The 23,496-nt window shown below is 68.9% G+C and carries 25 protein-coding genes and 1 riboswitch; of the genes, 9 read left to right on the top strand and 16 right to left on the bottom strand.

Translation table 11 applies throughout. The features are described from left to right. Positions 1-41: 41 nt before the first annotated feature. The 8 genes from SB816_RS01300 to SB816_RS01265 all read right to left on the bottom strand — a co-directional run bounded on the left by SB816_RS01300 (position 42) and on the right by SB816_RS01265 (position 7,299). Positions 42-674: an AAA family ATPase gene (locus tag SB816_RS01300; RefSeq protein WP_054504491.1), complete on the bottom strand. Its 633-nt coding sequence runs from the start codon at positions 672-674 to the stop codon at positions 42-44. Next, the gene (locus tag SB816_RS01295; protein ID WP_049070384.1) at positions 674-1,036 is read right to left on the bottom strand and encodes a hypothetical protein; all 363 of its coding nucleotides are present in this window, start codon (positions 1,034-1,036) and stop codon (positions 674-676) included. The genes SB816_RS01300 and SB816_RS01295 overlap by 1 nt, the downstream gene beginning before the upstream one ends. A 115-nt stretch (positions 1,037-1,151) precedes the next feature. After that, positions 1,152-1,370: a type VI immunity family protein gene (locus tag SB816_RS01290; protein WP_144657069.1), complete on the bottom strand. Its 219-nt coding sequence runs from the start codon at positions 1,368-1,370 to the stop codon at positions 1,152-1,154. A 14-nt stretch (positions 1,371-1,384) separates the two neighbouring features. Beyond that, the gene (locus tag SB816_RS01285; protein ID WP_395757227.1) at positions 1,385-2,659 is read right to left on the bottom strand and encodes an amidohydrolase family protein; all 1,275 of its coding nucleotides are present in this window, start codon (positions 2,657-2,659) and stop codon (positions 1,385-1,387) included. Between the two features lie 16 nt (positions 2,660-2,675). After that, complete coding sequence (locus tag SB816_RS01280; protein ID WP_410546431.1) at positions 2,676-3,626, bottom strand: ABC transporter permease; 951 nt, start codon at positions 3,624-3,626, stop codon at positions 2,676-2,678. A 10-nt stretch (positions 3,627-3,636) separates the two neighbouring features. After that, the gene (locus SB816_RS01275) at positions 3,637-4,710 is read right to left on the bottom strand and encodes an ABC transporter permease (RefSeq protein ID WP_063569805.1); all 1,074 of its coding nucleotides are present in this window, start codon (positions 4,708-4,710) and stop codon (positions 3,637-3,639) included. A gap of 31 nt (positions 4,711-4,741) precedes the next feature. Next, positions 4,742-6,271, bottom strand: a complete 1,530-nt coding sequence (locus tag SB816_RS01270) for an ABC transporter ATP-binding protein (protein WP_410546430.1) — start codon at positions 6,269-6,271, stop codon at positions 4,742-4,744. Continuing rightward, positions 6,268-7,299, bottom strand: a complete 1,032-nt coding sequence (locus SB816_RS01265) for a BMP family protein (RefSeq protein ID WP_054418762.1) — start codon at positions 7,297-7,299, stop codon at positions 6,268-6,270. The genes SB816_RS01270 and SB816_RS01265 overlap by 4 nt, the downstream gene beginning before the upstream one ends. 449 nt (positions 7,300-7,748) lie before the next feature. On the opposite strand from SB816_RS01265, the gene SB816_RS01260 reads away from it, so the two are divergent. The 6 genes from SB816_RS01260 (at position 7,749) to SB816_RS01235 (ending at position 12,215) form a co-directional block, all read left to right on the top strand. Continuing rightward, complete coding sequence (locus tag SB816_RS01260; RefSeq protein ID WP_054504501.1) at positions 7,749-8,663, top strand: VTT domain-containing protein; 915 nt, start codon at positions 7,749-7,751, stop codon at positions 8,661-8,663. 125 nt (positions 8,664-8,788) lie between these two features. Continuing rightward, a complete protein-coding gene (gene panE, locus SB816_RS01255) occupies positions 8,789-9,715 on the top strand; it encodes a 2-dehydropantoate 2-reductase (protein ID WP_410546429.1) in 927 nt (308 codons plus the stop codon). 169 nt (positions 9,716-9,884) lie between these two features. Further along, a complete protein-coding gene (locus SB816_RS01250; RefSeq protein WP_116793567.1) occupies positions 9,885-10,496 on the top strand; it encodes an NAD(P)-dependent oxidoreductase in 612 nt (203 codons plus the stop codon). A gap of 180 nt (positions 10,497-10,676) precedes the next feature. Continuing rightward, positions 10,677-11,132: a nuclear transport factor 2 family protein gene (locus SB816_RS01245; protein ID WP_054504495.1), complete on the top strand. Its 456-nt coding sequence runs from the start codon at positions 10,677-10,679 to the stop codon at positions 11,130-11,132. 11 nt (positions 11,133-11,143) lie between these two features. Then, the gene (locus SB816_RS01240; RefSeq protein WP_410546428.1) at positions 11,144-11,713 is read left to right on the top strand and encodes a flavin reductase family protein; all 570 of its coding nucleotides are present in this window, start codon (positions 11,144-11,146) and stop codon (positions 11,711-11,713) included. Between the two features lie 4 nt (positions 11,714-11,717). Beyond that, on the top strand, positions 11,718-12,215 hold the full coding sequence (locus SB816_RS01235) for a nucleoside 2-deoxyribosyltransferase (RefSeq protein ID WP_410546427.1): 498 nt from the start codon (positions 11,718-11,720) through the stop codon (positions 12,213-12,215). Positions 12,216-12,257: 42 nt separating this feature from the next. Here the strand turns inward: SB816_RS01235 and SB816_RS01230 are convergent, their stop codons facing one another. After that, on the bottom strand, positions 12,258-12,929 hold the full coding sequence (locus tag SB816_RS01230; protein WP_054504498.1) for a TetR/AcrR family transcriptional regulator: 672 nt from the start codon (positions 12,927-12,929) through the stop codon (positions 12,258-12,260). Positions 12,930-13,080: 151 nt separating this feature from the next. Between SB816_RS01230 and SB816_RS01225 the strand changes: the two genes are divergently transcribed. Continuing rightward, on the top strand, positions 13,081-14,289 hold the full coding sequence (locus SB816_RS01225) for an MFS transporter (RefSeq protein WP_410546426.1): 1,209 nt from the start codon (positions 13,081-13,083) through the stop codon (positions 14,287-14,289). A 57-nt stretch (positions 14,290-14,346) separates the two neighbouring features. On the opposite strand, the gene ribB is transcribed toward SB816_RS01225, so the two are convergent. Next, on the bottom strand, positions 14,347-15,066 hold the full coding sequence (gene ribB / locus SB816_RS01220) for a 3,4-dihydroxy-2-butanone-4-phosphate synthase (protein WP_054518256.1): 720 nt from the start codon (positions 15,064-15,066) through the stop codon (positions 14,347-14,349). A gap of 108 nt (positions 15,067-15,174) precedes the next feature. Continuing rightward, positions 15,175-15,332: riboswitch (FMN riboswitch) on the bottom strand. Positions 15,333-15,805: 473 nt separating this feature from the next. Beyond that, positions 15,806-16,333, bottom strand: a complete 528-nt coding sequence (locus tag SB816_RS01215; protein ID WP_006389476.1) for an SET domain-containing protein — start codon at positions 16,331-16,333, stop codon at positions 15,806-15,808. Between the two features lie 109 nt (positions 16,334-16,442). On the opposite strand from SB816_RS01215, the gene SB816_RS01210 reads away from it, so the two are divergent. Next, positions 16,443-17,363, top strand: coding sequence for a bestrophin family protein (locus tag SB816_RS01210; protein ID WP_054504561.1), 921 nt, complete (start codon positions 16,443-16,445; stop codon positions 17,361-17,363). 34 nt (positions 17,364-17,397) lie between these two features. Here SB816_RS01210 and SB816_RS01205 read toward each other — a convergent pair whose 3' ends face one another. Next, complete coding sequence (locus SB816_RS01205; protein ID WP_006389474.1) at positions 17,398-17,868, bottom strand: Lrp/AsnC family transcriptional regulator; 471 nt, start codon at positions 17,866-17,868, stop codon at positions 17,398-17,400. 93 nt (positions 17,869-17,961) lie between these two features. Between SB816_RS01205 and ilvB the strand changes: the two genes are divergently transcribed. Then, the gene (gene ilvB / locus SB816_RS01200; RefSeq protein ID WP_155755450.1) at positions 17,962-19,782 is read left to right on the top strand and encodes a biosynthetic-type acetolactate synthase large subunit; all 1,821 of its coding nucleotides are present in this window, start codon (positions 17,962-17,964) and stop codon (positions 19,780-19,782) included. A 105-nt stretch (positions 19,783-19,887) separates the two neighbouring features. Here ilvB and SB816_RS01195 read toward each other — a convergent pair whose 3' ends face one another. From SB816_RS01195 to SB816_RS01180, 4 genes are read right to left on the bottom strand one after another with little or no spacing between them, the layout of a single operon-like run. Beyond that, a complete protein-coding gene (locus tag SB816_RS01195; protein ID WP_410546425.1) occupies positions 19,888-20,670 on the bottom strand; it encodes an SDR family oxidoreductase in 783 nt (260 codons plus the stop codon). A gap of 14 nt (positions 20,671-20,684) precedes the next feature. Further along, on the bottom strand, positions 20,685-21,539 hold the full coding sequence (locus SB816_RS01190; RefSeq protein ID WP_054517841.1) for an ABC transporter permease: 855 nt from the start codon (positions 21,537-21,539) through the stop codon (positions 20,685-20,687). A gap of 7 nt (positions 21,540-21,546) precedes the next feature. Further along, positions 21,547-22,317 carry an ABC transporter ATP-binding protein gene (locus SB816_RS01185; RefSeq protein ID WP_410546424.1) on the bottom strand — a complete coding sequence of 257 codons (771 nt, stop codon included), beginning with the start codon at positions 22,315-22,317 and terminating at the stop codon, positions 21,547-21,549. 2 nt (positions 22,318-22,319) lie between these two features. Further along, positions 22,320-23,375: an ABC transporter substrate-binding protein gene (locus SB816_RS01180; RefSeq protein WP_410546423.1), complete on the bottom strand. Its 1,056-nt coding sequence runs from the start codon at positions 23,373-23,375 to the stop codon at positions 22,320-22,322. Positions 23,376-23,496: the final 121 nt, after the last annotated feature.

Here is a 23,496-nt window from a genome sequence, read left to right as displayed (position 1 = left end):
TAAAGAACACGGCCCCCCCCACCGTCGGTACGCAGGCTGCACTACTCGCTGGCCGACAACGAGGCCTCAACGAGCGGCTTCGCCCAATCGGGCGTGTCCCGCATCTCCGCTAGCGAAGTGGGATAGAGCACCCGGCCATCGTCCACGTAGAGGGCCAGAGCCGGCTCAGGTACGGCCTCGCCAGGCTCTACGTCCACGCTGTTGTCGTAGACCCGCAGACTGACCAGGTGCGGCATCAATTTCAGCAGATTGCGGTAGGACGTCTTACAGCGCTCGCGGATGCGTTCTTCGGGGATGTCGTGGCCACCGCGCGCCACCCGGGCCTGCACACGCGCAATATGGTGCTCGGCGTCGCGCAGGCCGCAGTACCAGACCAGCACATCGTGGGTCGACGCCGCGGCGATGAGCTTTTCCACGATGGTCTGGCCTCCCAGGGTGGTTTCGAAGGCGAACGACCCGCCCGCCGCGACTGCCGCGTCCAGCCGCCGCACCCCTTCCGCCCACGCTTCCGCATTGGCCTGATCTTGGGACCGGCCCAAGCGCTGTACAAGCTCACGAGCGAAGGTGTCAGGGTTGAACCAGGCCATGCCGGCCTGAGTCAGGATATGGCCGCCCACTGAGCTTTTGCCGGCGCCATTCACTCCCGCCAGCACATACAGAATTGGGCGTTCCATCAAAACGTGGAGCCGGCCTTAACTCGACCAGCCAACGGGCCTGGGTTGCGCATAACGCTTCGCAGGCGCTCAGCCGCGTCGGGGGCGGACAGCGCGGCAAGTCGTTGATCGAAGCTGCGGCGCAGTTCTTCGACCGGGTCCGGCACGGCGGCCTGGGCAGCGTTCAGCGCGTCTATGATGCGCGTGTACTCGGCCACCGTCATGATCACGGCCTCCGGCTCATCGTGGTTTGTGACGACGAGCTTTCCTTCGGCGGCGGCAAGACTGCGGACGACACCCCGCCAGCCGTCCTTCTTGACTGCCGAAGCAGGCTTCGCCGGCAGGCGGGCGATAGGTTCAGCGAGCAATGCGGAAGCAGCCATGATCGTTCTCCCAACGAGGGCTTTCGAATCGGCCTTGATGGCCTCTTGGTCAATTTTACCCTTTTTGGCCTTTTATCACTAATTGCCCTCTGGGACCGCTCATGCGGACCCCTTCTTATATGGGGACGGATAAACCGTGCCGCGTCACCATGTCGCGATTGGTTGCGGTGACCCAAGACACCGTCTTGAGCGTGTCGGGTTTGAGCACCATGGCGGAGAATACGGGTGCCCCCACGTCAACGCCGCGGGCCTGTTCTGACGCAAAGGCTTCTGTCGGTTGGTCGCTGTTCCATTCGGAGGGGGACAGCACAAAGCCGAAGCCGCCATGGGCCAGTCCCCCCTACATCCTCAGCGCACCTGAAAACTCACCTGCCCCGGTCGCCCCGGCAGGTTCAACGTCGCCGTGGCCGGCGGCGTCGTCGCCACCACCTGCCCGGCGCGCAACACCATCAGGCGCGTGGCGCGCAGGCGCAGCGCCTCGACCGGGTCGCGGGCCTGCAGCAGCACCAGGTCGGCGCGCTTGCCCACTTCCAGCCCGGTCTCGTCCAGGCCCAGGATCTTCGCCGGCGTGGCTGTGACGGCCTGGAAACAGGCGCGCATGGCGTCCTGGCCGGTCATCTGCGCCACGTGCAGGCCCATGTGCGCCACTTCCAGCATGTCGCCCGAACCCAGGCTGTACCAGGGGTCCATCACGCAGTCGTGGCCGAACGCCACCGGCACGCCGGCGGCCAGCAGCTCGGGCACGCGCGTCATGCCGCGGCGCTTCGGGTAGGTGTCGTGGCGGCCTTGCAGCGTGATGTTGATGAGCGGGTTGGCGATGGCCGACACGCCGGCCTCGCGCATCAGCGGGATCAGCTTGGACACGTAGTAGTTGTCCATCGAGTGCATCGAGGTCAGGTGCGAGCCCGTGACGCGGCCCTGCAAGCCCAGGCGCTGCGTGTGATAGGCCAGCGTCTCGATGTGGCGCGACAGCGGGTCGTCGCTTTCGTCGCAGTGCATGTCCACGCGCAGGCCGCGTTCGGCGGCCAGTTCGCACAGGATGCGCACCGATTCGGCGCCGTCCTGCATGGTGCGCTCGAAGTGCGGAATGCCGCCGACCACGTCCACGCCCATGTCCAGCGCGCGCTTCAGGTTATCGAGCGCGCCAGGCGCGCGCAGCACGCCGTCTTGCGGGAAGGCGACCAGTTGCAGGTCCAGGTACGGCTTGACCTGCTCGCGCACGTGCAGCAGCGCTTCCACCGCCAGCAGGCGCGGGTCGCACACGTCGACGTGCGAGCGGATCGCCAGCAGGCCGCGCGCCACCGCCCAGTCGCAATAGGCCAGCGCGCGCTCGACCAGCGCTTCCTGCGTCAGCAGCGGCTTGAGTTCACCCCACAGCGCGATGCCTTCGAGCAGCGTGCCCGACTGGTTCACGCGCGGCAGCCCGAACGACAGGGTCGAGTCCATGTGGAAGTGGGCGTCGACGAACGGCGAAGTCACCAGTTGGCCGGCGGCGTCGATGGTCTGCGCGGCCTCGGCCTTCAGCGCCGGTTCGAGCGCCGCGATGCGGCCCTGGGCCACGCCGATGTCGATGTGCTGGCGGCCGTCCGGCAGCGTGCAGTTCTTGAGGATCAGATCGAGCATAGTCAAACCTTCTGGATTACCGTTCGCCCTTGCGGTAGGGCTTCATCAGGGCCTGCGGGTAGGCGGCGCGGCGCGCCATCACCACCAGGGCCAGGATGGACAGAATATAGGGCAGCATCAGGTAGACCTGATAGGGCAGCTCGGGCAGCCCCGGCAGCGCCGCCCCACCCTGCTGCAGCCGCAGTTGCAGCGCGTCGAAGAAGGCGAAGATCAACGCGCCCAGCAGCGCCTTGCCAGGCCGCCACGAGGCGAACACCACTAGCGCCACGCAGACCCAGCCGCGGCCGTTGACCATGTTGAAGAAGAAGGCGTTGAAGGCCGCCAGCGTCAGGAAGCTGCCGGCCACGCCCATCAGCGCCGAGCCGGCGACGATGGCGCCCATGCGCAGCTTGATCACCGACAGGCCCTGGCCCTCGGCGGCGGCGGGGTTCTCGCCCACCATGCGGATCGCCAGGCCGACCGGGGTGCGGTTCAGTACCCAGGCCAGGATCGGCACCGCGGCCAGCGCCAGCAGCGTCATCGGCGTCTGCCCGGCCAGCACCGGGCCGATCAGCGGAATGCCGTCCAGGAATTTCATTTCGGCGAACGGCGTGATCGTCGGCGGCGTGTTCACGCTGGGGAAGGTGACGCGGTAGGCGAAGTAGCTCAGGCTGGTGGCCAGCAGCGTCACGCCCAGGCCCGAGACGTGCTGCGACAGGCCCAGCGGCACCGTCAGCACCGCGTGCAGCAGGCCGAATACGGCGCCCGCCAGCGCGGCCGCCAGCACGCCCACGTACAGCGGCGCGCCCAGGTACACCACCAGCCAGCCGGTGAAGGCGCCGGCGGCCATGATGCCTTCGATGCCCAGGTTCAGCACGCCGGCGCGCTCGCACAGCAGCACGCCCAGCGTGCCCAGGATCAGCGGCGTCGCCAGCCGCAACACCGCGACCCAGAAGGCCGCGGAACTCAACAGGTCCATCCATTCCATGGCGTGCTCCTCAAGCCCGGTTGCGGCGCAGGCGGTACTGCGCGAATAGCGTCGCGACCAGCATGGCGAGCAACGAGGTGGCGACGATGACGTCGGCGATGTAGTTCGGCACCGCGATGGCGCGGCTCATGCTGTCCGCGCCCACCAGCATGCCGGCCACGAAGACGCTGGCCAGGATCACGCCCAGCGGATGCAGGCCGGCCAGCATGGCCACCACCACGCCGGTGTAGCCGTAGCCCGGCGACATGTCGAGCGTGACGTAGCCGGTGCGGCCGGCCACCTCGATGGCGCCGGCCAGTCCGGCCAGCGCGCCCGACAGCATGGCCGTGCCCAGCATCACGCGGTTGACCGGCAGGCCCAGGAAGCGCGAGGCGTGGGCGTTGGCGCCGACCGCGCGCATCTGGAAGCCGAACACCGTGTAGCGGTTCAGCAGCCACAGGCCCAGCGCCAGGCCGGCGGCCCACAGCAGGCCGGTGTGGGCGCGGGTGCGCTCGATCAGCTTGCCCAGCTCCAGGTCGGGGTTGAGCGCGACCGATTGCGGCCAGCCCATCGCCATCGGGTCCTTCATGGGGCCGTCCAGCATCATCGAGACGAACAGCAGCACGATGAAGTTGCCCAGCAGCGTGGTCACCACTTCGTCCACGCCCAGGCGCGTCTTGAGCAGCGCCGGGATCAGCAGCAGCAAGGCGCCGGCCAGCGCCGCCGCCAGCATCATGCCGCCGAACAGCGCCGGCAGGGGCAGGTCGAAGCCGGTGCCGTCATGCAGGCCGCCCACCGCCACCGCGGCCAGCGCGCCCAGGTACAACTGGCCTTCGGCGCCGATGTTGTAGAAGCGCGCGCGAAAGGCCACGGCGCAGGCCAGGCCGGTCAGCATCAGCGGCGTGGCGCGCGTCAGGGTCTCGGACAGCGCGAATTTGGAGCCGAACGCGCCTTCGAACAGCAGCGCGTAGGTGCGGCCCACCGGCGCGCCGGCCCAGGCCACCAGCAGCGTGCAGACCGCCAGCGTAAAGAGGATGGCCGCGATCGGGGCCAGGGCCAGCGCGGTGCGGCTGGGCTCGGGGCGGCGTTCCAGGATCAGTTTCATTCGAGAAATGCTCAGTAGAGGGGGCACGGCGTCAGGCGCGCGTGCCCGTCATGGCCAGCCCGACGGTGGCGGGCGTCCATTGCGCGACCGGCTTGTCGGCGACCAGCTTGCCGCCGCACAGCACCGCGATGCGGTCGGCCAGCGCGAAAATCTCTTCCAGGTCTTCCGACACCAGCAGGATGCCGGCGCCGCGCCGGCGCGCGGCCAGCAACTGTTCGCGCACGTAGGCCACCGCGCCGATGTCCAGGCCCCAGGTGGGCTGGTCGGCGACGATGAAGCGCGGTTCGCGCGCCAGGGTGCGGCCCAGGATCAGCTTCTGCATGTTGCCGCCCGACAGGCTGCGGGTGCGCACATCGAGCGAGGCGGCGCGCACGTCGAACTGTTTGGCCAGCGCCGCCGCGTAGGCGCGGCCGGCCTTGGCGCGGATCAGCCCGAAGCGCGAGAAGCGCGGGTCCTTCAGGTCTTCGACGATGGCGTTTTCCCATAGCGGGCTGTCGCCGATCATGCCTTCGCCGTGGCGATCCTCGGGAATGCGGCCCACGTGGGCGGCGGTCCAGCCGGCCGGCGTGGTGGGCGCGGCGGCGTGTTCAGGGCCCAGGCGGATGGTGCCGTCGGCGGGCTGGCGCAGGCCGGTCAGCACCGACACGAGCGCCTGCTGGCCGTTGCCGGCGACGCCGGCGATGGCCACGATCTCATGCTTGTGCACCACCAGGTCCAGGCTGTCCAGGCGCGGCGCGCCGCCGCGCGGGTCGCGCACGGTGACCTGCGACAGCGTCACCACCGGCGCGGCCTGGCCGGCCGCCGCCATGGCTTCGGCGTGCGGCATGGCGACCTTGCGGCCCACCATCAGCTCGGCCAATTCGGCCGGCGTGGTGGCGGCGGTGTCGCGCTCGGCCACCAGCTTGCCCTGGCGCAGCACCGCGACGCGGCGCGACACGGCCATGACCTCGTCCAGCTTGTGCGAAATGAAGATGACGGCCAGGCCCTCGTCGACGAAGCCGCGCAGCGTGGCGAACAGGTCCTGCACTTCCTGCGGCGTGAGGACGGCGGTGGGCTCGTCCAGGATCAGCACCTTGGCGCCGCGGTACAGCGCCTTGAGGATCTCGACGCGCTGCTTCTCGCCCACCGACAGGCTGCCGACGCGCGCGTCCGGATCCACCCCCAGGCCGAAGCGCTGGCCCAGTTCCACCAGGCGGCGGCGCGCCGGGCCGCGGCCCGAGGCCAGCTTCCACAGCGATTCGGTGCCGACCATGATGTTGTCCAGCACGGTCAGGTTGTCGGCCAGCGTGAAGTGCTGGTGCACCATGCCGACCCCCGCCGCCAGCGCGGCGTCGGGCCGGCCCGGCGGCAAGGGTTGGCCGAAGACGTCGATGCTGCCGGCGTCGGCCACGTAATGGCCGAACAGGATCGACACCAGGGTCGATTTGCCGGCGCCGTTCTCGCCCAGCAGGGCCAGCACTTCGCCTTGCGCCAGCGTCAGCGAGACATCGTCATTGGCCGTCAGGCTGCCGAAGCGTTTGGTGATCCCTGCCAGCCGCAGGGCGAGAGGCGCTTGATTCATCGTGCCGACGACTTGGGTTCTTTGTCGTTGACCTGCACGCTGAAGCTGCCGTCCAGGATGGCCTTCTGCTTGGCCTGCACCTTGGCGATCAGGTCAGCGGGGATCTTGCTTTCGAAGGTGCCCAGCGGCGCCAGCGACGAACCCTTGTATTTCATCAGCGAGTACTGGCCGAAGTCGGCGGCCTTGAAGGTGCCGGCCTTGACCTGCTTGAGCGCCTCGTCGATGGTCGGTTCCATGCTCCACAGCGCCGAGGCCACCACGGTCTCGGGGTACTGCGGCTGGGTGTCGATGACGTTGCCGATGGCCAGCTTGCCGCGCTCCTTGGCGGCGTCCGACACGCCGAAGCGCTCGGCGTACAGCACGTCCGCGCCCTTGTCGATCATGGCGAAAGCGGCTTCCTTGGCCTTCGGGGGATCGAACCACGAACCGATGAAGGTCACGGTGAATTCGGTCTTGGGGTTGATTTCCTTGGCGCCCTCGATGAAGGCCTGCATCAGGCGGTTCACTTCGGGGATGGGGTAGCCGCCCACCAGGCCGATCTTGCCGGTCTTGCTCATACCGGCGGCGATCATGCCGGTCAGGTAGGCCGGTTCCTGGATGTAGTTGTCGAACACCGAGAAGTTGGGCTGCTGCGGCTTGCCCGACGAACCCATCAGGAAGGCGGTCTGCGGGTAGTCCTTGGCCACCTTGCGGGCCGCGGCCTCGACCGCGAAGGCCTCGCCCACCACCAGCTTGTTGCCCTGCTCGGCGTACTGGCGCATGACGCGCTCGTAGTCGGCGTTGGTGACGTTTTCCGAGAACGTGTATTCGATTTCACCCCGGTCGCGCGCGGCGGTCAGCGCCTTGTGGATGCGCGACACCCATTGCTGTTCCACCGGCACCGTGTAGATGGCGGCAACCTTGGTCTTGGCGGGCGCCTGGGCCTGGGCGCCAGCCGACAGCAGCAGCGCGCCGGCGGCGGCCGCGGCCAGCTTCAGCAGGCCGCGGCGGGCGATGCCGCCGGCGGCCGGGAGGGAAAGGGATTTCATGCGCAAGTCTCCTTCGCGGGGATGGAAAGGGAATGGGAGGAATGGCGGCGATGTCCGGGCGTCGCGGTGCGGCACGCGTGGGCGGGCGGGGTCGAGGGCGTGGGATCGGTCATCGGATGGGGGAGCGCCGGGGCGGCGCGCCCCATCCGAATGGGCGGGTTCGCGGCCAGTCCTGGCGAAGCAAGTTGTATGCCATGCGGCATTCCCGCGACAAGTCGGGGGAATCCTGATGGCCGGGCGCGATTATAGGCACCCTGGCGGCCAAGCGTGGCACCAGCATGGTGCGCACCGTTGCGGTGCGTGGACACTTTTCGGCGTGGAACAGCCTGTTGCGGCTGAAATGGGCCCGAAAGGCCCTGGAGGCCTATCGCCATGCGGCTATCGGCGCGGCCGCGGGCCTAAAATTCCCGCATAGCGCCGCGCCCGTGCGCGGCAAGCCGGAATCCATCATGCAAGACATTCAATTGCTGCTCGAGCAGTACGGCGGCTGGCTCGTCTTCGCCAACGTGCTGGTCGAGCAGGCGGGCCTGCCCGTGCCCGCCTACCCCATGCTGATCGCCGCCGGCGCCCTGGCCGGCGCGGCCGGCTGGCTGGTGCCGTGGCTGGCGGCCACCGTCGCCTGTCTGCTGGCCGACTCGCTCTGGTACGCGGCTGGCCAGCGCTACGGCTCGCGCCTGCTGGGCGTGATCTGCAGGATGTCGCTGTCGCAGGATTCCTGCATCCGCCAGACCCAGCGGCTGTACCTGCGCATCGGCGTGCGCGCCCTGCTGGTGTGCAAGTTCCTGCCCGGCGCCGGCGCCCTGTCCACCGTGATGGCCGGCCTGACCGGCACGCCGTACCGCCGCTTCCTGGCGTATGACCTGGTGGGCGCCATGATCTGGGCGGGCTCGGCCCTGCTGCTGGGCGGCCTGTTCCACGGCGTGGTCAACGACGTGCTGGACGTGCTGGGCACTTACGGCCCCATGGGGCTGGCCCTGCTGGCGGCGGTGCTGGCGCTGTACATCATCGCCCGCGCCCTGCGGCGCTGGGTTCTCAAGCGCCACCTGCGCGTGATTCCGCGGCTGTCGGTGGACGAGCTGATGCAGTGGCGTCAGGACGGCCGCCAGGCGCTGGTGTTCGACGTGCGGCCCGAGGCGGTGCGCGAGGAAGACCGCATCCCCGGCGCCATCGCCGTTGACCTGCGCGCCCCGCTGCCGGCGCTTGAGGCCGGCAGCGAGGAGGCCGATATCGTGGTCTATTGCGCCTGCCCCAACGAGGTTTCGGCCGCGATGCTGGCCGCGCGCCTGCGCGCCGCCGGCTACCCCAAGACCTGGGCGCTGCGCGGCGGCTACGAAGCCTGGGCGCGGCACGCGCACCCGGCCTGACGACGTGCCGCGGCGGCGTCTGTCCGGGCCATGGGCGCCCGCGCGGTTTCGGCCCGCGCCCGGCGCCGCCACGGGCGCATAATGGCTCCATCGGCCCGCGCCTTTGACGGGCCGGGGAGACAGGCATGAAGTTGTTGTTCTTGGGCGCCGGCGGAACCGGCGGCTATTTCGGCGGCCGCGCCGCCCAGGCGGGCGCGGACGTGACCTTCCTGGTGCGCGAGGCCCGCGCCGCGCGCCTGCGCGAGCAGGGCCTGCGCATCGAAAGTCCGTTCGGCGACGCCACGCTGCAGCCGCAACTGGCCACCGCCGACACGCTGAAGGGCTTCTATGACGTGGTGGTGCTCAGTTGCAAGGCCTATGACCTGCAAAGCGCCATCGACGCCATCCGCCCCGCCGTGGGTCCCGACACCGCGGTGCTGCCCATCATGAACGGCGTGCTGCAGTACGACGTGCTGGACCGCGAATTCGAGCCGCACCGCGTGCTGGGCGGCCTGTGCCAGATCAACGCCACGCTCGGCCCCGAAGGCCAGGTGATCCACCTGGGCAAGCACGCCAGCATCGTCTTCGGCGAACGCGCCGGCCCGGCCCGCAGCGCCCGCTGCGAGGCACTGGCAGAGGCCCTGGCCGGCGGCGAATACGTCAGCCGCCTGAGCGAAGACATCTACCAGGACATCTGGGAAAAATACGTGTTCCTGACGACGCTGGCCGCCGCCACCTGCCTGATGCGCGGCACGGTCGGCCAGATCGCCGCCACCGACGACGGCGCCGACATCGTGCGCGGCCTGCTGCGCGAATCGCAGGCGGTTGCCGCCGCCAGCGGCCACGCGGTGCGGCCCGAGGCCGACGCCAACGCGCTCAAGATCCTGACCGACCCGTCCCAGGCCATGACCGCCTCGATGTTCCGCGACCTGCGCCAGGGCCTGCCGGTCGAAGCCGATCACATCGTCGGCGACATGGTGCGGCGCGCGCGCACGCTGGCGGTGGATGCCACCACGCTGCGCACGGCCCACGCGCATTTGCAGGTCTACCAGGCGCAACGCGCCGCGGCTTGAGGCCAAAGGAACGGGAATCCGATTGGTGCATGGATTGCAAAAAACTCTTCCATGCCCGTGGGTTCCTGGATGCCGTCGGGCCGAATAGTATGGCTTTGCCTGAGCCCGGGCAGGCAAGGACCGCAACTCGCGGCCCCCGCCCGGCGCCCACCCTCCAAGGAGCAAGACCATGAAAATCGCTTTGATCGGAATTACCGGCCGCGTGGGTTCCCGCGTGGCGGACGAACTACTCAAGCGCGGCCACCAGGTGACCGGCATCGCCCGCAACCTGGGCGACGTCAATCCCCAGCCCGGCCTGACCATCGCCCAGGGCGACGCCACCGATCCGCACGGCCTGACGCCGCTGCTCAAGGGCCACGATGCGGTGGTCAGCGCCTCGCGCTTCGTGTCGGCCGACGCCAAGCCGCTGCTGGCCGCCGTGAAGGACGCGGGCGTGCCGCGCCTGCTGGTGGTCGGCGGCGCCGGCAGCCTGGAAGTGGCGCCGGGCAAGATGCTGATCGACACCCCCGAATTCCCCGACGCGTACAAGCCGGAAGCCCGCGGCGGCGTGGTGTTCCTGGACGCCTTGCGTCAGGAAAAGGTTCTGAATTGGACGTTCCTGTCGCCTTCCGCGCTGTTCGAGCCGGGCGAGCGCACCGGCAAGTTCCGCATCGGCGACGACACGCTGCTGGTCGATGAGGCCGGCAAGAGCTGGATCTCGATGGAAGACTACGCCATCGCCCTGGCCGACGAAATCGAGACGCCCCGGCATTCCCGCCGCCGCTTCACCGTCGGCTATTGATATCCCGCAGGCCGTGGCGCGGTGTTGTTCGCATGCGATAGCCGGCCGCCCACGGCCCCCGCCCGCCCCGGGGGGGCGTCCGCTTTTCGGGCAAGGCCGCACTGGCGGCAGGGTCGATTCAGCCGGTTTTGTTTGTAAACTGGCAGGCCGCCAAACCGGCGCACGACCCGAGTAGTCAGTATGAGCATGAAGTTGAAATCGTTGGCCCTGTGTTTGCTGCTGGCTGCCACCTGTCTGGCCCCGGTCCAGGCCGCCGCGCCGCAGTCGAACAAGGACATCGTGGTGGCGTTCTTCCGCATGATGTTCCAGGACCGCGAGATCGACGAGGCGGTGCGCCTGTATGTCGCCAGGAACAATTACACCCAGCACAATCCCTACATGCGCGACGGCGTCGAGCCGATGGTGGATTTCTTCCCCCATTACTTTGAGCAGCACCCGCAGGCCAGCGTCGACATCAAGCGCGTCATCGCCGAGGGCGACCTGGTGGTGATCCACAACCTGTGGCGCGAATCGCCCGAAGACCGCGGCCAGGCCGTGGTCGACATCTTCCGCGTCGAGAACGGCAAGATCGTCGAGCACTGGGACGTGAGCCAGGAAATCCCTGAAAACCCCGCCAACAAGAACGGCATGTTCTGAACAGGCTGCCCATGTCCGCCATCGAACCCGTCGACCTGCCCCGCGCCTACCTGCTGTTGAACCACGGTCCCACCGTGCTGGTCACCAGCGCCTACGGCGGCGAACGCAACGTCATGGCCGCGGCCTGGGCCATGCCGCTGGATTTCAGCCCGCCCAAGATGCTGGTGGTGGTGGACAAGAACACCTACACCCGCACGCTGATCGAGGCTTCCGGCGAATTCGCGCTGTGCATCCCGTCGCGCGCGCAGGCCCAGGCCACCCTGCAGGTCGGCTCGCACTCGGGGCGCGATGAAGACAAGTTCAAGGCCAGCGGCCTGGGCACCTTCCCCGCCAGCAAGATCGGCGCGCCGCTGATCGAAGGCTGCCTCGGCTGGCTCGAATGCAAGGTGGTGCCCGAGCCGCACAACCAGCAGGCCTATGACCTGTTCATCGGCGAGGTGGTGGCCGCCTGGGCCGCGCCCGACGTGTTCTCCGGCAACCGCTGGCACTTCGATGATGACGCGCGCCGCTCGGTGCACTACGTCGCGGGCGGTTCGTTCTTCGCCACCGGCGAAGCGTTCTCGGCTGCCGATCCGGAGTAAGCCCGTGCGCCGCGTCTACCTGGCCGGTTTCGACGTCTTCCTGCCCGATGCCGTGGCGCACGGCGAGCGGCTCAAGGCGCTGGCCGCCGCGCATGGTTTCGAAGGCCTGTACCCGCTGGACAACGCGGCGCCAGTCGGCCTGTCCGGCGCCGCCCTGGCGCAATGGATCTACCGGGCCAACGTGGCGATGATCCAGCGCGCCGACCTGGTCATGGCCAATCTCAATACGTTCCGCGGCGCAGAACCGGATTCGGGCACGGCCTTCGAGGTCGGCTATGCGATCGCCCTGGGCAAGCCGGTGTGGGGCTATACGGCGCAAGCCGGCAGCGTGCGCCAGCAGGTCGCGGTCGGCGTGGCCGCCGACGATCCGGACCGCGCGGTGGACGCACAGGGCTGCACGGTCGAAGACTTCGGCCTTAACCTGAACCTGATGCTGGCGTGCAGCGCCCGCATCGTGGTGGGCGACGCGGCCGACTGCCTGGCGCGCATGGCGCGCGCCTAGGACGCCGGCGCCGCGCCGTCGGCGCGCGTTCCTCGCGTGGTGTCAGGCCGCGCCGGCCTTGCGGGCCGCCGCGCGCACGGGCCGGGCCTTGGCGGCGGGGGGCGGCATGCCCAGGTATCCCATCACCGCATCCACCACCGCCCGCTCCAGTTGCTGCGGGCTCAAGCCGGCCGGCGGCTCCAGCGCCGCCGCGTGCACCAACGATTCCATGATGCGCAGCACCACGTAGGTCGCCAGCTCGCGGTCCTGCTGCGCGATCTCCTCGCGATGCAGTTCCAGCAGGTGGCGCATGCGCCGGTGGATGTCCTGGTCGGCGCGGCTGTGTTCGCGCGGCTGGTCGAACAGCGGGAATTCCCGCTCCAGCACGCGGTGCAGCGCTGGCTCCAGCAGATGCGCATGCAGCGACGCGGCGACGATCGCCGCGACCCGCTCGCGCAGCGTCGCCGCGGGACTGCCGTCCAACACCTCGTCGATGAGCGCCAGCATCTGCTGGTCATGGCGGTCGTGCAGCGCCGCGATCAGCGCATTCTTGTTGGGGAAGTACTGATACAGCGAGCCGACGCTGACGCCGGCGGTCTCGGCGATCAGGTTGGTGTTGGTGCCTGCGTAGCCGTGCTCGGCCAGAACGCGAGCTGTCGCCTGCAAAATGGTGTCCACGGTCTGTTGCGAACGTTGCTGGCGCGGCGATTTACGGGGCTGCGGGATGGATGTCATTGGGTTCGGGGAAAGCGAGTTTCAAACCTGAGCACCGGCTCATAAAATTTCGATACGCAACTGGAATTGCGTCGAGCACCGGCCGATTATGCCATCGTCGATTACGGCGAGCCGGCCATGCGGTGCCGCTTCCCCCTTTCAAGGAATCCTCATGTCGAATGCATCGACGGCCACGGCGCTGCCCGCGGCCGGCGGGACCGCGCGTCCCGTTTTCATGCAGATATTGCCCCTGGCGCTGGCGGTCTTCGTCGGCTTTTTCATGGTCGGCCTGCCCATGCCGGTGCTGCCGCTGTACGTCGACGGCGTGCTGGCGCAGGGCGCGCTGGTGGTCGGCATCGTGGCCGGCCTGCAGTTCGCGGCGGCGCTGCTGTCGCGCGCCTGGTCCGGTTCGCTGGCCGATCGTCGCGGCCCCAGGCGCGCGGTGGTCACCGGTTTTCTGCTCGGGTCGGCGGCCGGCCTGCTCTACCTGCTGGCCGATACGCTGGCCCCGCAACCACGCGCGGCGCTGGCCGCGTTGATGGCCGGCCGCGCCCTCATGGGCTGCGCCGAAAGCCTGATCGTCACCGGCGCGCTGAGCTGGGGCGTGGGCCGCGTCGGACCGCAGAACGCGGGCCGGGTGATGGCCTGGATCGGCGTGGCGATCTACGCCGCCTTCGGGCTGGGCGCGCCCGCCGGCATGCGTCTCTACGGCGCAGCCGGTTTCGAAGGCATCGCCTGGGCCACGGTGTTCATCCCGGTGCTGGCGTTGGCGCTGGTGCTGCCACAGCGCGGCGTGCCGGCGGCCGGCGGCGTGCGCACGCCGTTCTACCGCGTGCTGGGCATGGTGACGCTGCCGGGCCTGGGGCTGGCGCTGACCAGCGTGGGTTTCGGCGTCATCACCGCCTTCATCAGCCTGCTGTTCGCGCAGCGCGGCTGGGACGGCGCGGCGTGGATGTTCAGCCTGTTTGGGGCCGGCTTCATCGTGGCGCGGCTGTTCTTCGCGGGGTTGCCCGACAAGCTGGGCGGCGCGCGCGTGGCGTTGGTGTGCGTGCTGATCGAGGCGGCCGGCCAATGGCTGATCTGGATGGGCCCGACGCCGGCGTGGGCGTTTGCCGGCGCGCTGTTGAGCGGCGCGGGCTATTCGCTGGCGTTCCCGGCCTTCGGCGTGGAGGCGGTGCGGCGCGTGCCGCCGGCCAGCCGCGGCGCGGCCATGGGGGCGTATGTGGCGTTCCTGGACGTGGCGCTGGGCATCGCCAGTCCCGTTGCCGGCTGGTTGGCCGGGATGCGGGGCTATGGGGCGGTCTATGCGCTGGGCGGTGCGTGCGCGCTGGGCGCGGTGTTCGTGGCGATGGCGCTGCGGGGCCGGGTGGCCGCCGCCTAAGCGTCCGAAGACTGGTTTGACGATCGAGGCGCCCGCTATTGCGGGCGCCTTTTTCGTTCAGACCGTGGCGGCCATTTCCAGCACTTCGTCATCGACCGGCTGGGCCTGGCCGTCGCGCAGTTGCTGCAGGTGGTCGGCCAGTTCGGCGATGGTCAGGGCGACCAGGCCGTGCTGGGCGGCATAGCGCTCCAGCGCGGCGCCGCGCATCATGGTGCCGTCGGCGTTCATCAGTTCGCACAGCACGCCGGCGGGACGCAGGCCGGCCAGCGTGGCCAGGTCGACCGAGCCTTCGGTGTGGCCGCGGCGGGTCAGCACGCCGCCGGGCTGGGCCCGCAGCGGGAAGACGTGGCCGGGGCTGACGATGTCCTCGGCCTGGGCGGTGGGCGAGATGGCGGCGCGGATGGTGGTGACGCGATCGACGGCCGACACGCCGGTGCTGACGCCTTCGCGCGCTTCGATCGAGACGGTGAAGGCGGTGGCGAAGCGGCTCTGGTTGCGCTGGACCATGGGGGCCAGGTCGAGACGGTCGAGGGTTTCGCCGGGCAGGCACAGGCAGACGATGCCGCTGCCGTCGCGGATCAACTGGGCCATGACGGGCACGGTCAGCTTGTCGGCGGCGACGATGAGGTCGGCTTCGTTTTCGCGGTCGAAGTCATCCATGAGGATGACGGGACGGCCCAGGCGCAGGTGATGCAGGGCGCGTTGCAGGCGCGCGGCGAAGGGCTGGGCGGCCAGGCTGGGGAGGGGGGACTGCGGGGTAAGGGTAACGTTGGACATTGAAACGCTCTCGCGAAAAAGTGGGCGAAAAACGTTTCAGGGCTAATCGACAGCCGAACGCAAACCGATTGCCCGCGCGTGTCGGGCGCGGACAGGGGGCGTGTGACGGCACATCTTCTCTCATCCGGACTGTGACCGTCGGCCCTGGCATCTCACCAGATCTGCTGACCCCGGTGTCCTCCGTGAAGGACGCCGGGCGCTCGCGGGCTCGCCAAGTTGCTTGGCATACCGCCGGTGGGGAATTTCGCCCCGCCCTGAAGACGTACTGCTTGTTTGTCGTGTTAACGACATCGGGGATTTTACGCTGGTCTTGGGGGTGGTGCTGAATATGCTTATTGCGGGTGGGGTTTTGGGTGGGGGTGGGTTCTTAAGACGCCGGGGGTGGCGGGGCTTGGGGGGAGCGGGGCTACGATTGCGGTCCGGAGCGTTCGCTCCGGACTGCCCCTTCGTCATCTTCGTCACAGCCTTCGGCTGTTCCTTCAGATTCCCTCGGGCGCATCTACACGCCCCGCTCCCCCCAAGCCCCGCCACCCCCGGCTCGGTCGGTTGTCACTTCACGGGCGTGGGGGCGGGTGGCTTGCGGGGTCGCCAAAGGCGGCCGCGCGGGCGGCCTTCTTTGGCGTTTGGGTGTCTTGCGTCGGGGCGATGCCGGGTTGGCTGCCGGGCTGGCGTGGCTGGCGGCCGGGTGTTGGGCGAGCGCGGCCGTTGTGGCTGCGCTGTTGGCGCCCTTGCCGCTTGCTTACTTCGTGGTTTCCGGTTCCGCTGGCGCTTCGGCCTTTTTCTTTTTCTTCTTCTTTTCGGGCAGCGCCAGCATCGTGCCGCGGCACGGCGGGGTGCCGCAGAGGCACTTGTAGCCTTCCTTCAGGGCCTTGGTGATGCGGCCGTCCAGGACCAGGCCGTAGTCGTAGGAGAGTTCCGTGCCGCGCGGGATGTCCTGCAGCGCGACGATGTAGACGCGCTTGCCGTGCTTGCCTTCCTGGGCCTCGCAGTTGGGCTCGCAGGAGTGGTTGATCCAGCGGGCGTCGTTGCCCTGGTCGCCGCCGTCGATGACGCGGCCGGAGCTGAGGGCGAAGAAGAAGGTGTGGAAGGGATCGTCGGGGTTGGTGGGGTGGCGACGGTCGGCTTCCTTGGCGCTGATGCGGGCGCCGCCGTACTCGATGATGCGGGTGCCCGCGGGAATCTTGCGGGCGGCGAAGACGCCGTTGCCATGCAGCTTGGAGCGGCGCACGACGTACCAGGGCTTGATGGGGGTGTCTTCGGAGGTCATTGAGTGGCGGCAGTGTGGCGGTGAGACGAAACAGAATTATATCGGCGCGCTCATGACAGGATGACAGGCGTATAGTGGGCGCCGCCTCGTTTCTTTGTTTACTCGCACCATGATTGTCCGTCCGCGTCCTTCCGCGCTGGGTTTGTTCTTTGTTTTGCGCGGTTCGATCATTCCCCGCATCTTCAGCCGCATCCTGGTCATTACGCTGCTGTCGTGCGTGGTGGTGTGGATGTACCACCGTCAATGGTTCTCGCCCACGCACCTGTCGGCGGTGCCGTTCTCGCTGTTCGGGCTGGCGCTGTCGGTGTTCATGGGGTTTCGCAACAACGTCTGCTACGACCGCTGGTGGGAAGCGCGCAAGCAATGGGGCGACCTGATCGTGCAGGCCCGCAGCCTGGCGCGCGAGAGCGCGGTGCTGCTGGCGGCCAGCACCGCCAATCCGGTGCAGGAAAGGCTGGTGCGGCGCTGCATCGGCTTCGGTTATGCGCTGGCGGCGCGGCTGCGAGACCAGGACGTGTTGGCGGCCGTGCGGCCCTGGGTGCAGCCGGAGGAACTGGATACGCTGGCGGGCAATCGCAATGTGCCCGACGCGCTGCTGCTGGCGATCAACCGCGACCTGGCGGCCTGCCTGCGGCGCGGGGAATTGACCGACATCCTCTATCAGGCGTTGACCCAGCGCGTGGCGCAGTGCGCGGCGATCCAGGCGGCCTGTGAGCGCATCAAGTACACGCCGACGCCGTTCGCCTATTCGCTGCTGCTGCATCGCACGGCCTGGCTGTTCTGCCTGCTGCTGCCGTTCGGGCTGGTGGGCACGCTGGAATACCTGATGCCGGTGGCGGTCACCATCATCGCCTATACCTTCTTCGGACTGGACGCGCTGGGCGACGAGCTGGAAGATCCGTTCGGCCTGGAGGAAAACGATCTGCCGCTGTCGGCGCTGGCGCGGGTGATCGAGATCGACCTGCTGGACGGGCTGGGCGTGCGGCCGCTGCCCGAGCCGGCGCAGCCGGTGGACTGCGTGCTGCACTGACATCGCCGCGGCGCGGTCGCCCGGCCGCGCTCGTTCAGGTCGTCGGCCCGTTCAGCGGCAGCATGGTTTCCTTCAGGCGGCGCAATACGAAGCAGGATTTGCTGTGGCGGATGCCGGGGATGCGGTACAACTGCTCGCGCAGCAGCCGCTCGTAGTCGCGGGTGTCGCGCACGGCGATGCGGATGTAGTAGTCGTAGTCGCCCGACACCAGGAAGGCTTCCAGCACTTCCGGTATCTGCGCCAGCGCCCGCCCGAATTCATACAGCGTTTCCTCGCTGTGGCTTTCCAGGGTGACGTGGACGATGACCGTGTCCATGAAGCCCAGGCTGGCCGGGTCGATGTCGACCGTGTAGCCACGGATCACGCCAGCCGCCTCCATGCGCTTGATCCGGTTCCAACAGGGCGTGGACGACAGGCCGACCGCGGCGCCGATGTCGTTGAGGCTGGCGCGGGCGTTCTCTTGCAGCACGCGCAAAATCGCCAAGTCAAACTTGTCCAGGTTCATTTTCTTTGATTCCTCCGATCCAAAGATAAATTTACTGCGTTTGCCGGCAATGCGTGGAAAAGAAGATAAATATTCTCCCGGATTCCCAATAAGATGGATAGCATGAACGATCGCCTGCACCCCTCCGTCGCCGCCGCGCTTGCCGCCCCTGAAACTCCCCCCGCCAATGGGGCCAGGATTCTGCTGGAAACGCTGATTGCGCACGGCGTGGACACCGTGTTCGGCTATCCCGGCGGCGCCGTGCTGCCGCTGTACGACGCGCTCTATGCGGAGCCGCGCCTGCGCCACGTGCTGGTGCGCCACGAGCAGGCCGCCGTGCATGCCGCCGAGGGCTACGCCCGCACCACCGGCCGCACCGGCGTGGTGTTCGTGACCTCCGGCCCCGGCATGGCCAACACGACCTCGGGCCTGCTGGACGCCATGTGCGACTCGATCCCGGTGCTGTGCATCAGCGGCCAGGTCGCCACCAGCGCCATCGGCACCGACGCCTTCCAGGAATGCGACGCCATCGGCATCTCGCGTTCCGTGACCAAGTGGAACACCCAGGTGCGGTCGGTGGACGACGTCGCCGCCGTCACCGCCCGCGCCTTCGAACTGACGCGCCAGGGCCGGCCCGGCCCGGTGCTGCTGGACTTCCCCAAGGACGTGCAGTTGGCCGTGCCGCGCGACGCGGACGGCGACGACTACACCCCGTCGCAGCAGAAGCTGGCGGCGCTGCGCGCGCGGCGCCAGTCGGGCAAGCTGGCGCCCAAGCTGCCGCAATCGGCGGTGCGCCGCGCCGCCGCGCTGATCGCCCAGGCCAAGCGCCCCATCTTCTACGGCGGCGGCGGGCTGGTGAACGCCGGCCCCGAGGCCTGCGCCGCCTTCACCGAGCTGGTGCGCGCCAGCGGCGCGCCCTGCACCCTGACGCTGATGGGCCTGGGGGCGTTCCCCGCCTCCGACCCGCAATTCGTCGGCATGCTGGGCATGCACGGCACCGTCGAGGCCAACCTGGCCATGCACAACGCCGACCTGGTGGTCTGCATCGGCGCCCGCTTTGACGACCGCATCACCGGCAAGCTGTCCGAGTTCTGCCCGCATGCGCGCAAGATCCACATCGACATCGACCCCGCTTCCATCAACAAGGTGGTGCGCGTGGACGTGGCCCTGGTGGGCGACTGCCTGCCGCTGGTGCGCGCCCTGCAGGCCGAGCTGAGCGAGCCGCTGGACCCGGCGCGTCTGGCGCCGTGGTGGGCGCGGGTGCAGGCCTGGCGCGCGCAGGACTGCCTGGGCTACACCCCGGCGGCCGACGCCATCCTGCCGCAGCACCTGATGTCGCGCCTGAACGCGGCGCTGGCGGGTCGCGACGCCATCGTCTCGACCGACGTCGGCCAGCACCAGATGTGGGCCGCGCAGTATCTGCGCTTCGACCAGCCGTACCGCTGGCTGACGTCCGGCGGCGCCGGCACCATGGGCTACGGCGTGCCGGCCGCCATCGGCGCGCAGGTCGCGCATCCGGACAAGACCGTGGTGTGCGTCAGCGGCGACGCCTCGGTGCTGATGAACATCCAGGAGCTGTCCACCGCCATGCAGCACCAGGCGCCCGTCAAGGTCGTGCTGTGCAACAACGGCTATATGGGCATGGTGCGCCAGTGGCAGGAACTGATCCACGGCGGCCGCTACAGCCACAGCTACAACGCCTCGCTGCCCGACTTCGTGGCGCTGGCGCGGGCCTTCGGCTGGGGCGCGGCGCGGGTCGAGGACCCGGCGCAACTGGACGCGGCGCTGGCCGAATGCCTGGCGCACGACGGCCCCTACTTCCTCGACGTGGCGGTGACGGCGCAGGAGAACTGCTTTCCCATGATGCCGGCCGGCCATGGCCATCACAAGATGATGCTGGCCGAAGGCGTCTGGTACCAGGACGAGACGACCTGAGCCGGCGGTGATTGCCGGGCAGGCGGACATCCCTGCCGGGACCGCCGGAGTGATGAAGGGGCCCTTTGCGGGCCCCTTCGTTTTTGCCGCACGGCCAGCGCGCTGTCAGAACTGGATCGACAGGCCGCCGTCCACCACCAGCACGTGTCCGTTCACGTACGACGCCGCCTTCGACGCCAGGAACACCGCCGCGCCGGCGATCTCCTCCGGCTCGCCCCAGCGCCCGATCGGGTTGCGCGCCGCGATGCGCGGCCCGACGGCGGGGTCGGCCACCATCTCGGCGTTGGTCTCGGTGGCAAAGGTGCCCGGCGCGATCGCGTTGCTGGTGATGCCGCGCCCGCCGAACTCCGCCGCCAGCGCCCGCACCATGCCGGTCAGGCCCTGCTTGGCGGCCGGATAGACCGCGTCGCCGGCACGCGCCAGCTCGCCCACCACCGAGGTGATGGCGATCAGGCGGCCGCCGCCCTGGCGCGCCATGCGTTCGGCGGCGTGCTTGGCCAGCAGGATGCCGGCCACCAGGTCGGTGTCGATCAGTTCGCGGATCTCGGCGGCGCTGGTGTCGGCCAGCGTCTTGCGGTTGCGCGCGCCGACGTTGTTCACCAGGATATCCAGGCGGCCATGTTCGGTGTCGATGCGCGCGAACGCCCGCGCCATGGCCGCATCGTCGCTGACGTCGAAGGCCAGCGCGTGCGCGTCCAGGCCGTCGCCGCGCAGCGCGGCGGTGGTGCTTTCCGCGGCCTGCTCGTTGCGGCCGTTGATCAGCACGCGGGCGCCGCAGCCTGCCAGCGCGCGGGCGATACAGAAGCCCAGCCCGCGGGCCGAGCCGGTCACCAGCGCGACCTGGCCGCTCAGGTCGAAGTTGCGCAGATAGGGTAAGGAAGTCGTCATGGTTGCGGCTCGGTTCATTCGCGGAATTCGGGCGCCCAGTGCAGCAGTCGCCGTTCCAGCCAGGTCACGCAGTACACCAGCGCGATGCCGACGATGGACAGCAGCGTGACCGCCGCGAACATGTCGGTGGCGTTCAGTGTAGCCAGCGCGGTGATCATCAGGTAGCCCATGCCGGTGGTGGAGCCGACGAACTCGGCCAGCACCACGCCGATCAGCGCGAAGCTGATGGCGTTGGGCAGCGCGGCGAAGGTCCAGGCGGCGGCGGTCGGGATGCGCACGCGCCACAGGATCTGGCGCGGCGATCCGCCCAGCGTGCGGCAGAAGTCCACCAGTTCGCGCTCGACGCTGCGCCCGCCCTTGTAGGTGTTGAAGAACACCAGGAAGAACACCACGAACCACGAGGTCACCACCTTGGACGCCAGCCCCAGGCCGAAGAACATGGTGATGAGCGGCACGAAGGCGATGCGCGGCATCGAGTTGAAAGCCACGATGAACGGGTTGAACACGTCCGCCAGGAAGCGGCTGCGGCTGAGCGTCATGCCGACGATGAAGCCGCTGCCCACGCCCACCACCAGCCCGACCAGCGTGGCCTGCAACGTCAGCCACAGGTGCGGCCAGACCGAGCGCGGCCCGGGCTGCAGCCATTCCCACAACCGCACCGCCACGCGCGACGGCTGGCTGATGAAGAACGGATCGAACAGCGTGTTCTGGGTGAACCACGGGATGCGCGTCAGCGTTTCCCAGGAGCCCAGGATGAGGGCCAGGATCAGCACCTGCCACAAGGTGATGCGCAGGCGCCGCCGCGCGCTGGCGCGGCGGTCCAGCCGCAACTGGTCCTGCAGGGTATCGGTCAATTCGGGAGCGGTCATGGCGGAATCAGGCGGCGGCGCGGAACTGCTGGCCCAGCACGCTCCAGAGGCTTTGCACGTGGGTGACGAACTGCGGCGTCTCGCGCAGGGTGAAGACGTCGCGCGGATGCGGGATGGCGATGCGCTCGTCCAGCAGCACGCGGCTGGGCGGGCCGGACAGCACCACCACGCGGTCCGACAGCAGGATGGCCTCGTCCAGGTCGTGCGTGACCAGCACCACGGTCTGGCCCAGCTTGCGCCAGATCTCCATCAGCTCGCGGTGCAGGTGGGTCTTGGTGTGCGTATCGAGCGCGCCGAATGGTTCGTCCAGCAGCAGGATGCGCGGCTCCACCGCCAGGCTCATCAGCAGCGCCACGCGCCGCCGCATGCCGCCCGACAGTTGGTGCGGAAAGGCGTCGGCGAAGGCCGTCAGGTGGCCCAGTTCCAGCAGCTCGGCCACCCGGCTGGCGATGCGCGCGGCCGGCACGCCCTGGAACTTCAGGCCCAGCGCCACGTTCTTCCTGACGCTGAACCACGGCAGCAGCGTGTCCTTCTGGAAGATGTAGCCCAGCGCCGGCGGCACCTGGCCGTCGACCACCCGTCCGTCCACCACGATGCGGCCGGTGGTGGGCGGCAGGAAGCCGGCGATCATGTTCAGCAGCGTGCTCTTGCCGCAGCCCGAGGGGCCGACGATCGACACGAACTCGCCCGCCGTGATCTCCAGGCTGACCTCGCCCACCGCGTGGGTGGTGCCCTGGCGCGTCTGGTAGGCCTTGCCCACCCGGTCCAGCGTGATCATCGCTAGCCCCGAGCGCGGCGCACGAAGCGCATGTCGACGCACTTGTCGTACGGCACCGTCTTGATCTCGTCGTTCGAGAACTGGCGGCCGTCGCCCATGATGGCGGTCATGCGGTTGTAGGCGTCCTCGGTGATGACGTTGTCCCCCAGGAACACCGTGTCCTTGTACACGCCCAGCGTCTTCTCGATGGCGGCGCGCGGGAAGGCGTTCAGGTAATCGTCGTAGATCACGTCGGCGATCTCGGCGGCGCTGTGGGCGGTGATGAAGTTCTGTGCCTTCACCAGGCCGGTGACGAAGGCCTGCACGGTTTCCGGCCGCTTCTGGATGGTGTCATGCAGCGTCAGCGCGGCGATGCCCGGCACGTCGCCGCCCATGAATTCGTTCCACGAGGCCTCGGTGGTGGCGTCGAAGATCGGCACGCCCCAGCCTTCCTGCCGGGCCTGCTCCATCATCGACATGGTGGCCATGCTGGCGGCCACCGAGCCGGTCTTGAGCGCGCCCAGCATGGTGGCCAGGTCGCCCAGGGGGCGGATGTCGACCTTGTCGGCCACGCCGGCCTTCTGCATCAGGTACAGCGCCATCAGCCAGGTGCTGGACTGCGGCTGGGTCGCGCCCACGCGCTTGCCGGCCAGGTCCTTGAGCGACTTGATCTTGCCGCTGTCGAAATCCTCGCGCCGCACGATGACGTTGGCGTAGGTCAGCTTGCGGTCGAAGCCGAACACCAGCGCGGCCGGCTTGCCGGCCAGCGTCAGCGCCGGCGCGGCGGTGGCCGCGGTGGCGCCGAACGCGATCTGGCCGGCCGCCAGCAACTGGTTGGTGCGCGGGCCGCTCTGCGAATTCAGGTACTCGACCTCCAGCCCCGCTTCGCCGAAGTAACCCTTCTTGAGCGCCACGTAGCCAGCCGCGAAGAACGGGTCGATGCTGCCCTGCCCGTAGACCACGCGGCCCAGCTTGGGCTGCGCGAAGGCGACGCGGCCGCCGAGCAGGGTGACGCCGGCCAGCGCCCCGGTAGCGGCCAGCACGCGGCGGCGGGTGGTGAAGTGGGGGCTCGTGCTCATGTCTTCCTCGGTCTCGATCGGGTGTGGTTGTTTGGCGTCAACAATACCGCAGCGGCGCCTGCCGTCCAACAATGGAAAACGCCCGGTTGCCCGGGCGTTCTCGTCGTGCCACGCAAGTGTA

The sequence above is a fragment of the Achromobacter sp. SIMBA_011 genome (assembly GCF_046535435.1).
Taxonomy (GTDB): domain Bacteria; phylum Pseudomonadota; class Gammaproteobacteria; order Burkholderiales; family Burkholderiaceae_B; genus Achromobacter; species Achromobacter dolens.
The sequence above is the reverse complement of the archived record's forward strand: the minus strand, read 5'-3'. Positions and strand labels throughout refer to the sequence as shown.

Excerpts from the sequence above, each read along its gene's own strand:
- SB816_RS01300 (WP_054504491.1), bottom strand. The coding sequence starts at position 674 with ATGGAACGCCCAATTCTGTATGTGCTGGCGGGAGTGAATGGCGCCGGC.
- SB816_RS01295 (WP_049070384.1), bottom strand. The coding sequence starts at position 1,036 with ATGGCTGCTTCCGCATTGCTCGCTGAACCTATCGCCCGCCTGCCGGCG.
- SB816_RS01285 (WP_395757227.1), bottom strand. The coding sequence starts at position 2,659 with ATGCTCGATCTGATCCTCAAGAACTGCACGCTGCCGGACGGCCGCCAG.
- SB816_RS01280 (WP_410546431.1), bottom strand. The coding sequence starts at position 3,626 with ATGGAATGGATGGACCTGTTGAGTTCCGCGGCCTTCTGGGTCGCGGTG.
- SB816_RS01275 (WP_063569805.1), bottom strand. The coding sequence starts at position 4,710 with ATGAAACTGATCCTGGAACGCCGCCCCGAGCCCAGCCGCACCGCGCTG.
- SB816_RS01270 (WP_410546430.1), bottom strand. The coding sequence starts at position 6,271 with ATGAATCAAGCGCCTCTCGCCCTGCGGCTGGCAGGGATCACCAAACGC.
- SB816_RS01265 (WP_054418762.1), bottom strand. The coding sequence starts at position 7,299 with ATGAAATCCCTTTCCCTCCCGGCCGCCGGCGGCATCGCCCGCCGCGGC.
- SB816_RS01260 (WP_054504501.1), top strand. The coding sequence starts at position 7,749 with ATGCAAGACATTCAATTGCTGCTCGAGCAGTACGGCGGCTGGCTCGTC.
- panE (WP_410546429.1), top strand. The coding sequence starts at position 8,789 with ATGAAGTTGTTGTTCTTGGGCGCCGGCGGAACCGGCGGCTATTTCGGC.
- SB816_RS01250 (WP_116793567.1), top strand. The coding sequence starts at position 9,885 with ATGAAAATCGCTTTGATCGGAATTACCGGCCGCGTGGGTTCCCGCGTG.
- SB816_RS01245 (WP_054504495.1), top strand. The coding sequence starts at position 10,677 with ATGAGCATGAAGTTGAAATCGTTGGCCCTGTGTTTGCTGCTGGCTGCC.
- SB816_RS01240 (WP_410546428.1), top strand. The coding sequence starts at position 11,144 with ATGTCCGCCATCGAACCCGTCGACCTGCCCCGCGCCTACCTGCTGTTG.
- SB816_RS01230 (WP_054504498.1), bottom strand. The coding sequence starts at position 12,929 with ATGACATCCATCCCGCAGCCCCGTAAATCGCCGCGCCAGCAACGTTCG.
- SB816_RS01225 (WP_410546426.1), top strand. The coding sequence starts at position 13,081 with ATGTCGAATGCATCGACGGCCACGGCGCTGCCCGCGGCCGGCGGGACC.
- ribB (WP_054518256.1), bottom strand. The coding sequence starts at position 15,066 with ATGTCCAACGTTACCCTTACCCCGCAGTCCCCCCTCCCCAGCCTGGCC.
- SB816_RS01215 (WP_006389476.1), bottom strand. The coding sequence starts at position 16,333 with ATGACCTCCGAAGACACCCCCATCAAGCCCTGGTACGTCGTGCGCCGC.
- SB816_RS01210 (WP_054504561.1), top strand. The coding sequence starts at position 16,443 with ATGATTGTCCGTCCGCGTCCTTCCGCGCTGGGTTTGTTCTTTGTTTTG.
- SB816_RS01205 (WP_006389474.1), bottom strand. The coding sequence starts at position 17,868 with ATGAACCTGGACAAGTTTGACTTGGCGATTTTGCGCGTGCTGCAAGAG.
- ilvB (WP_155755450.1), top strand. The coding sequence starts at position 17,962 with ATGGATAGCATGAACGATCGCCTGCACCCCTCCGTCGCCGCCGCGCTT.
- SB816_RS01195 (WP_410546425.1), bottom strand. The coding sequence starts at position 20,670 with ATGACGACTTCCTTACCCTATCTGCGCAACTTCGACCTGAGCGGCCAG.
- SB816_RS01190 (WP_054517841.1), bottom strand. The coding sequence starts at position 21,539 with ATGACCGCTCCCGAATTGACCGATACCCTGCAGGACCAGTTGCGGCTG.
- SB816_RS01185 (WP_410546424.1), bottom strand. The coding sequence starts at position 22,317 with ATGATCACGCTGGACCGGGTGGGCAAGGCCTACCAGACGCGCCAGGGC.
- SB816_RS01180 (WP_410546423.1), bottom strand. The coding sequence starts at position 23,375 with ATGAGCACGAGCCCCCACTTCACCACCCGCCGCCGCGTGCTGGCCGCT.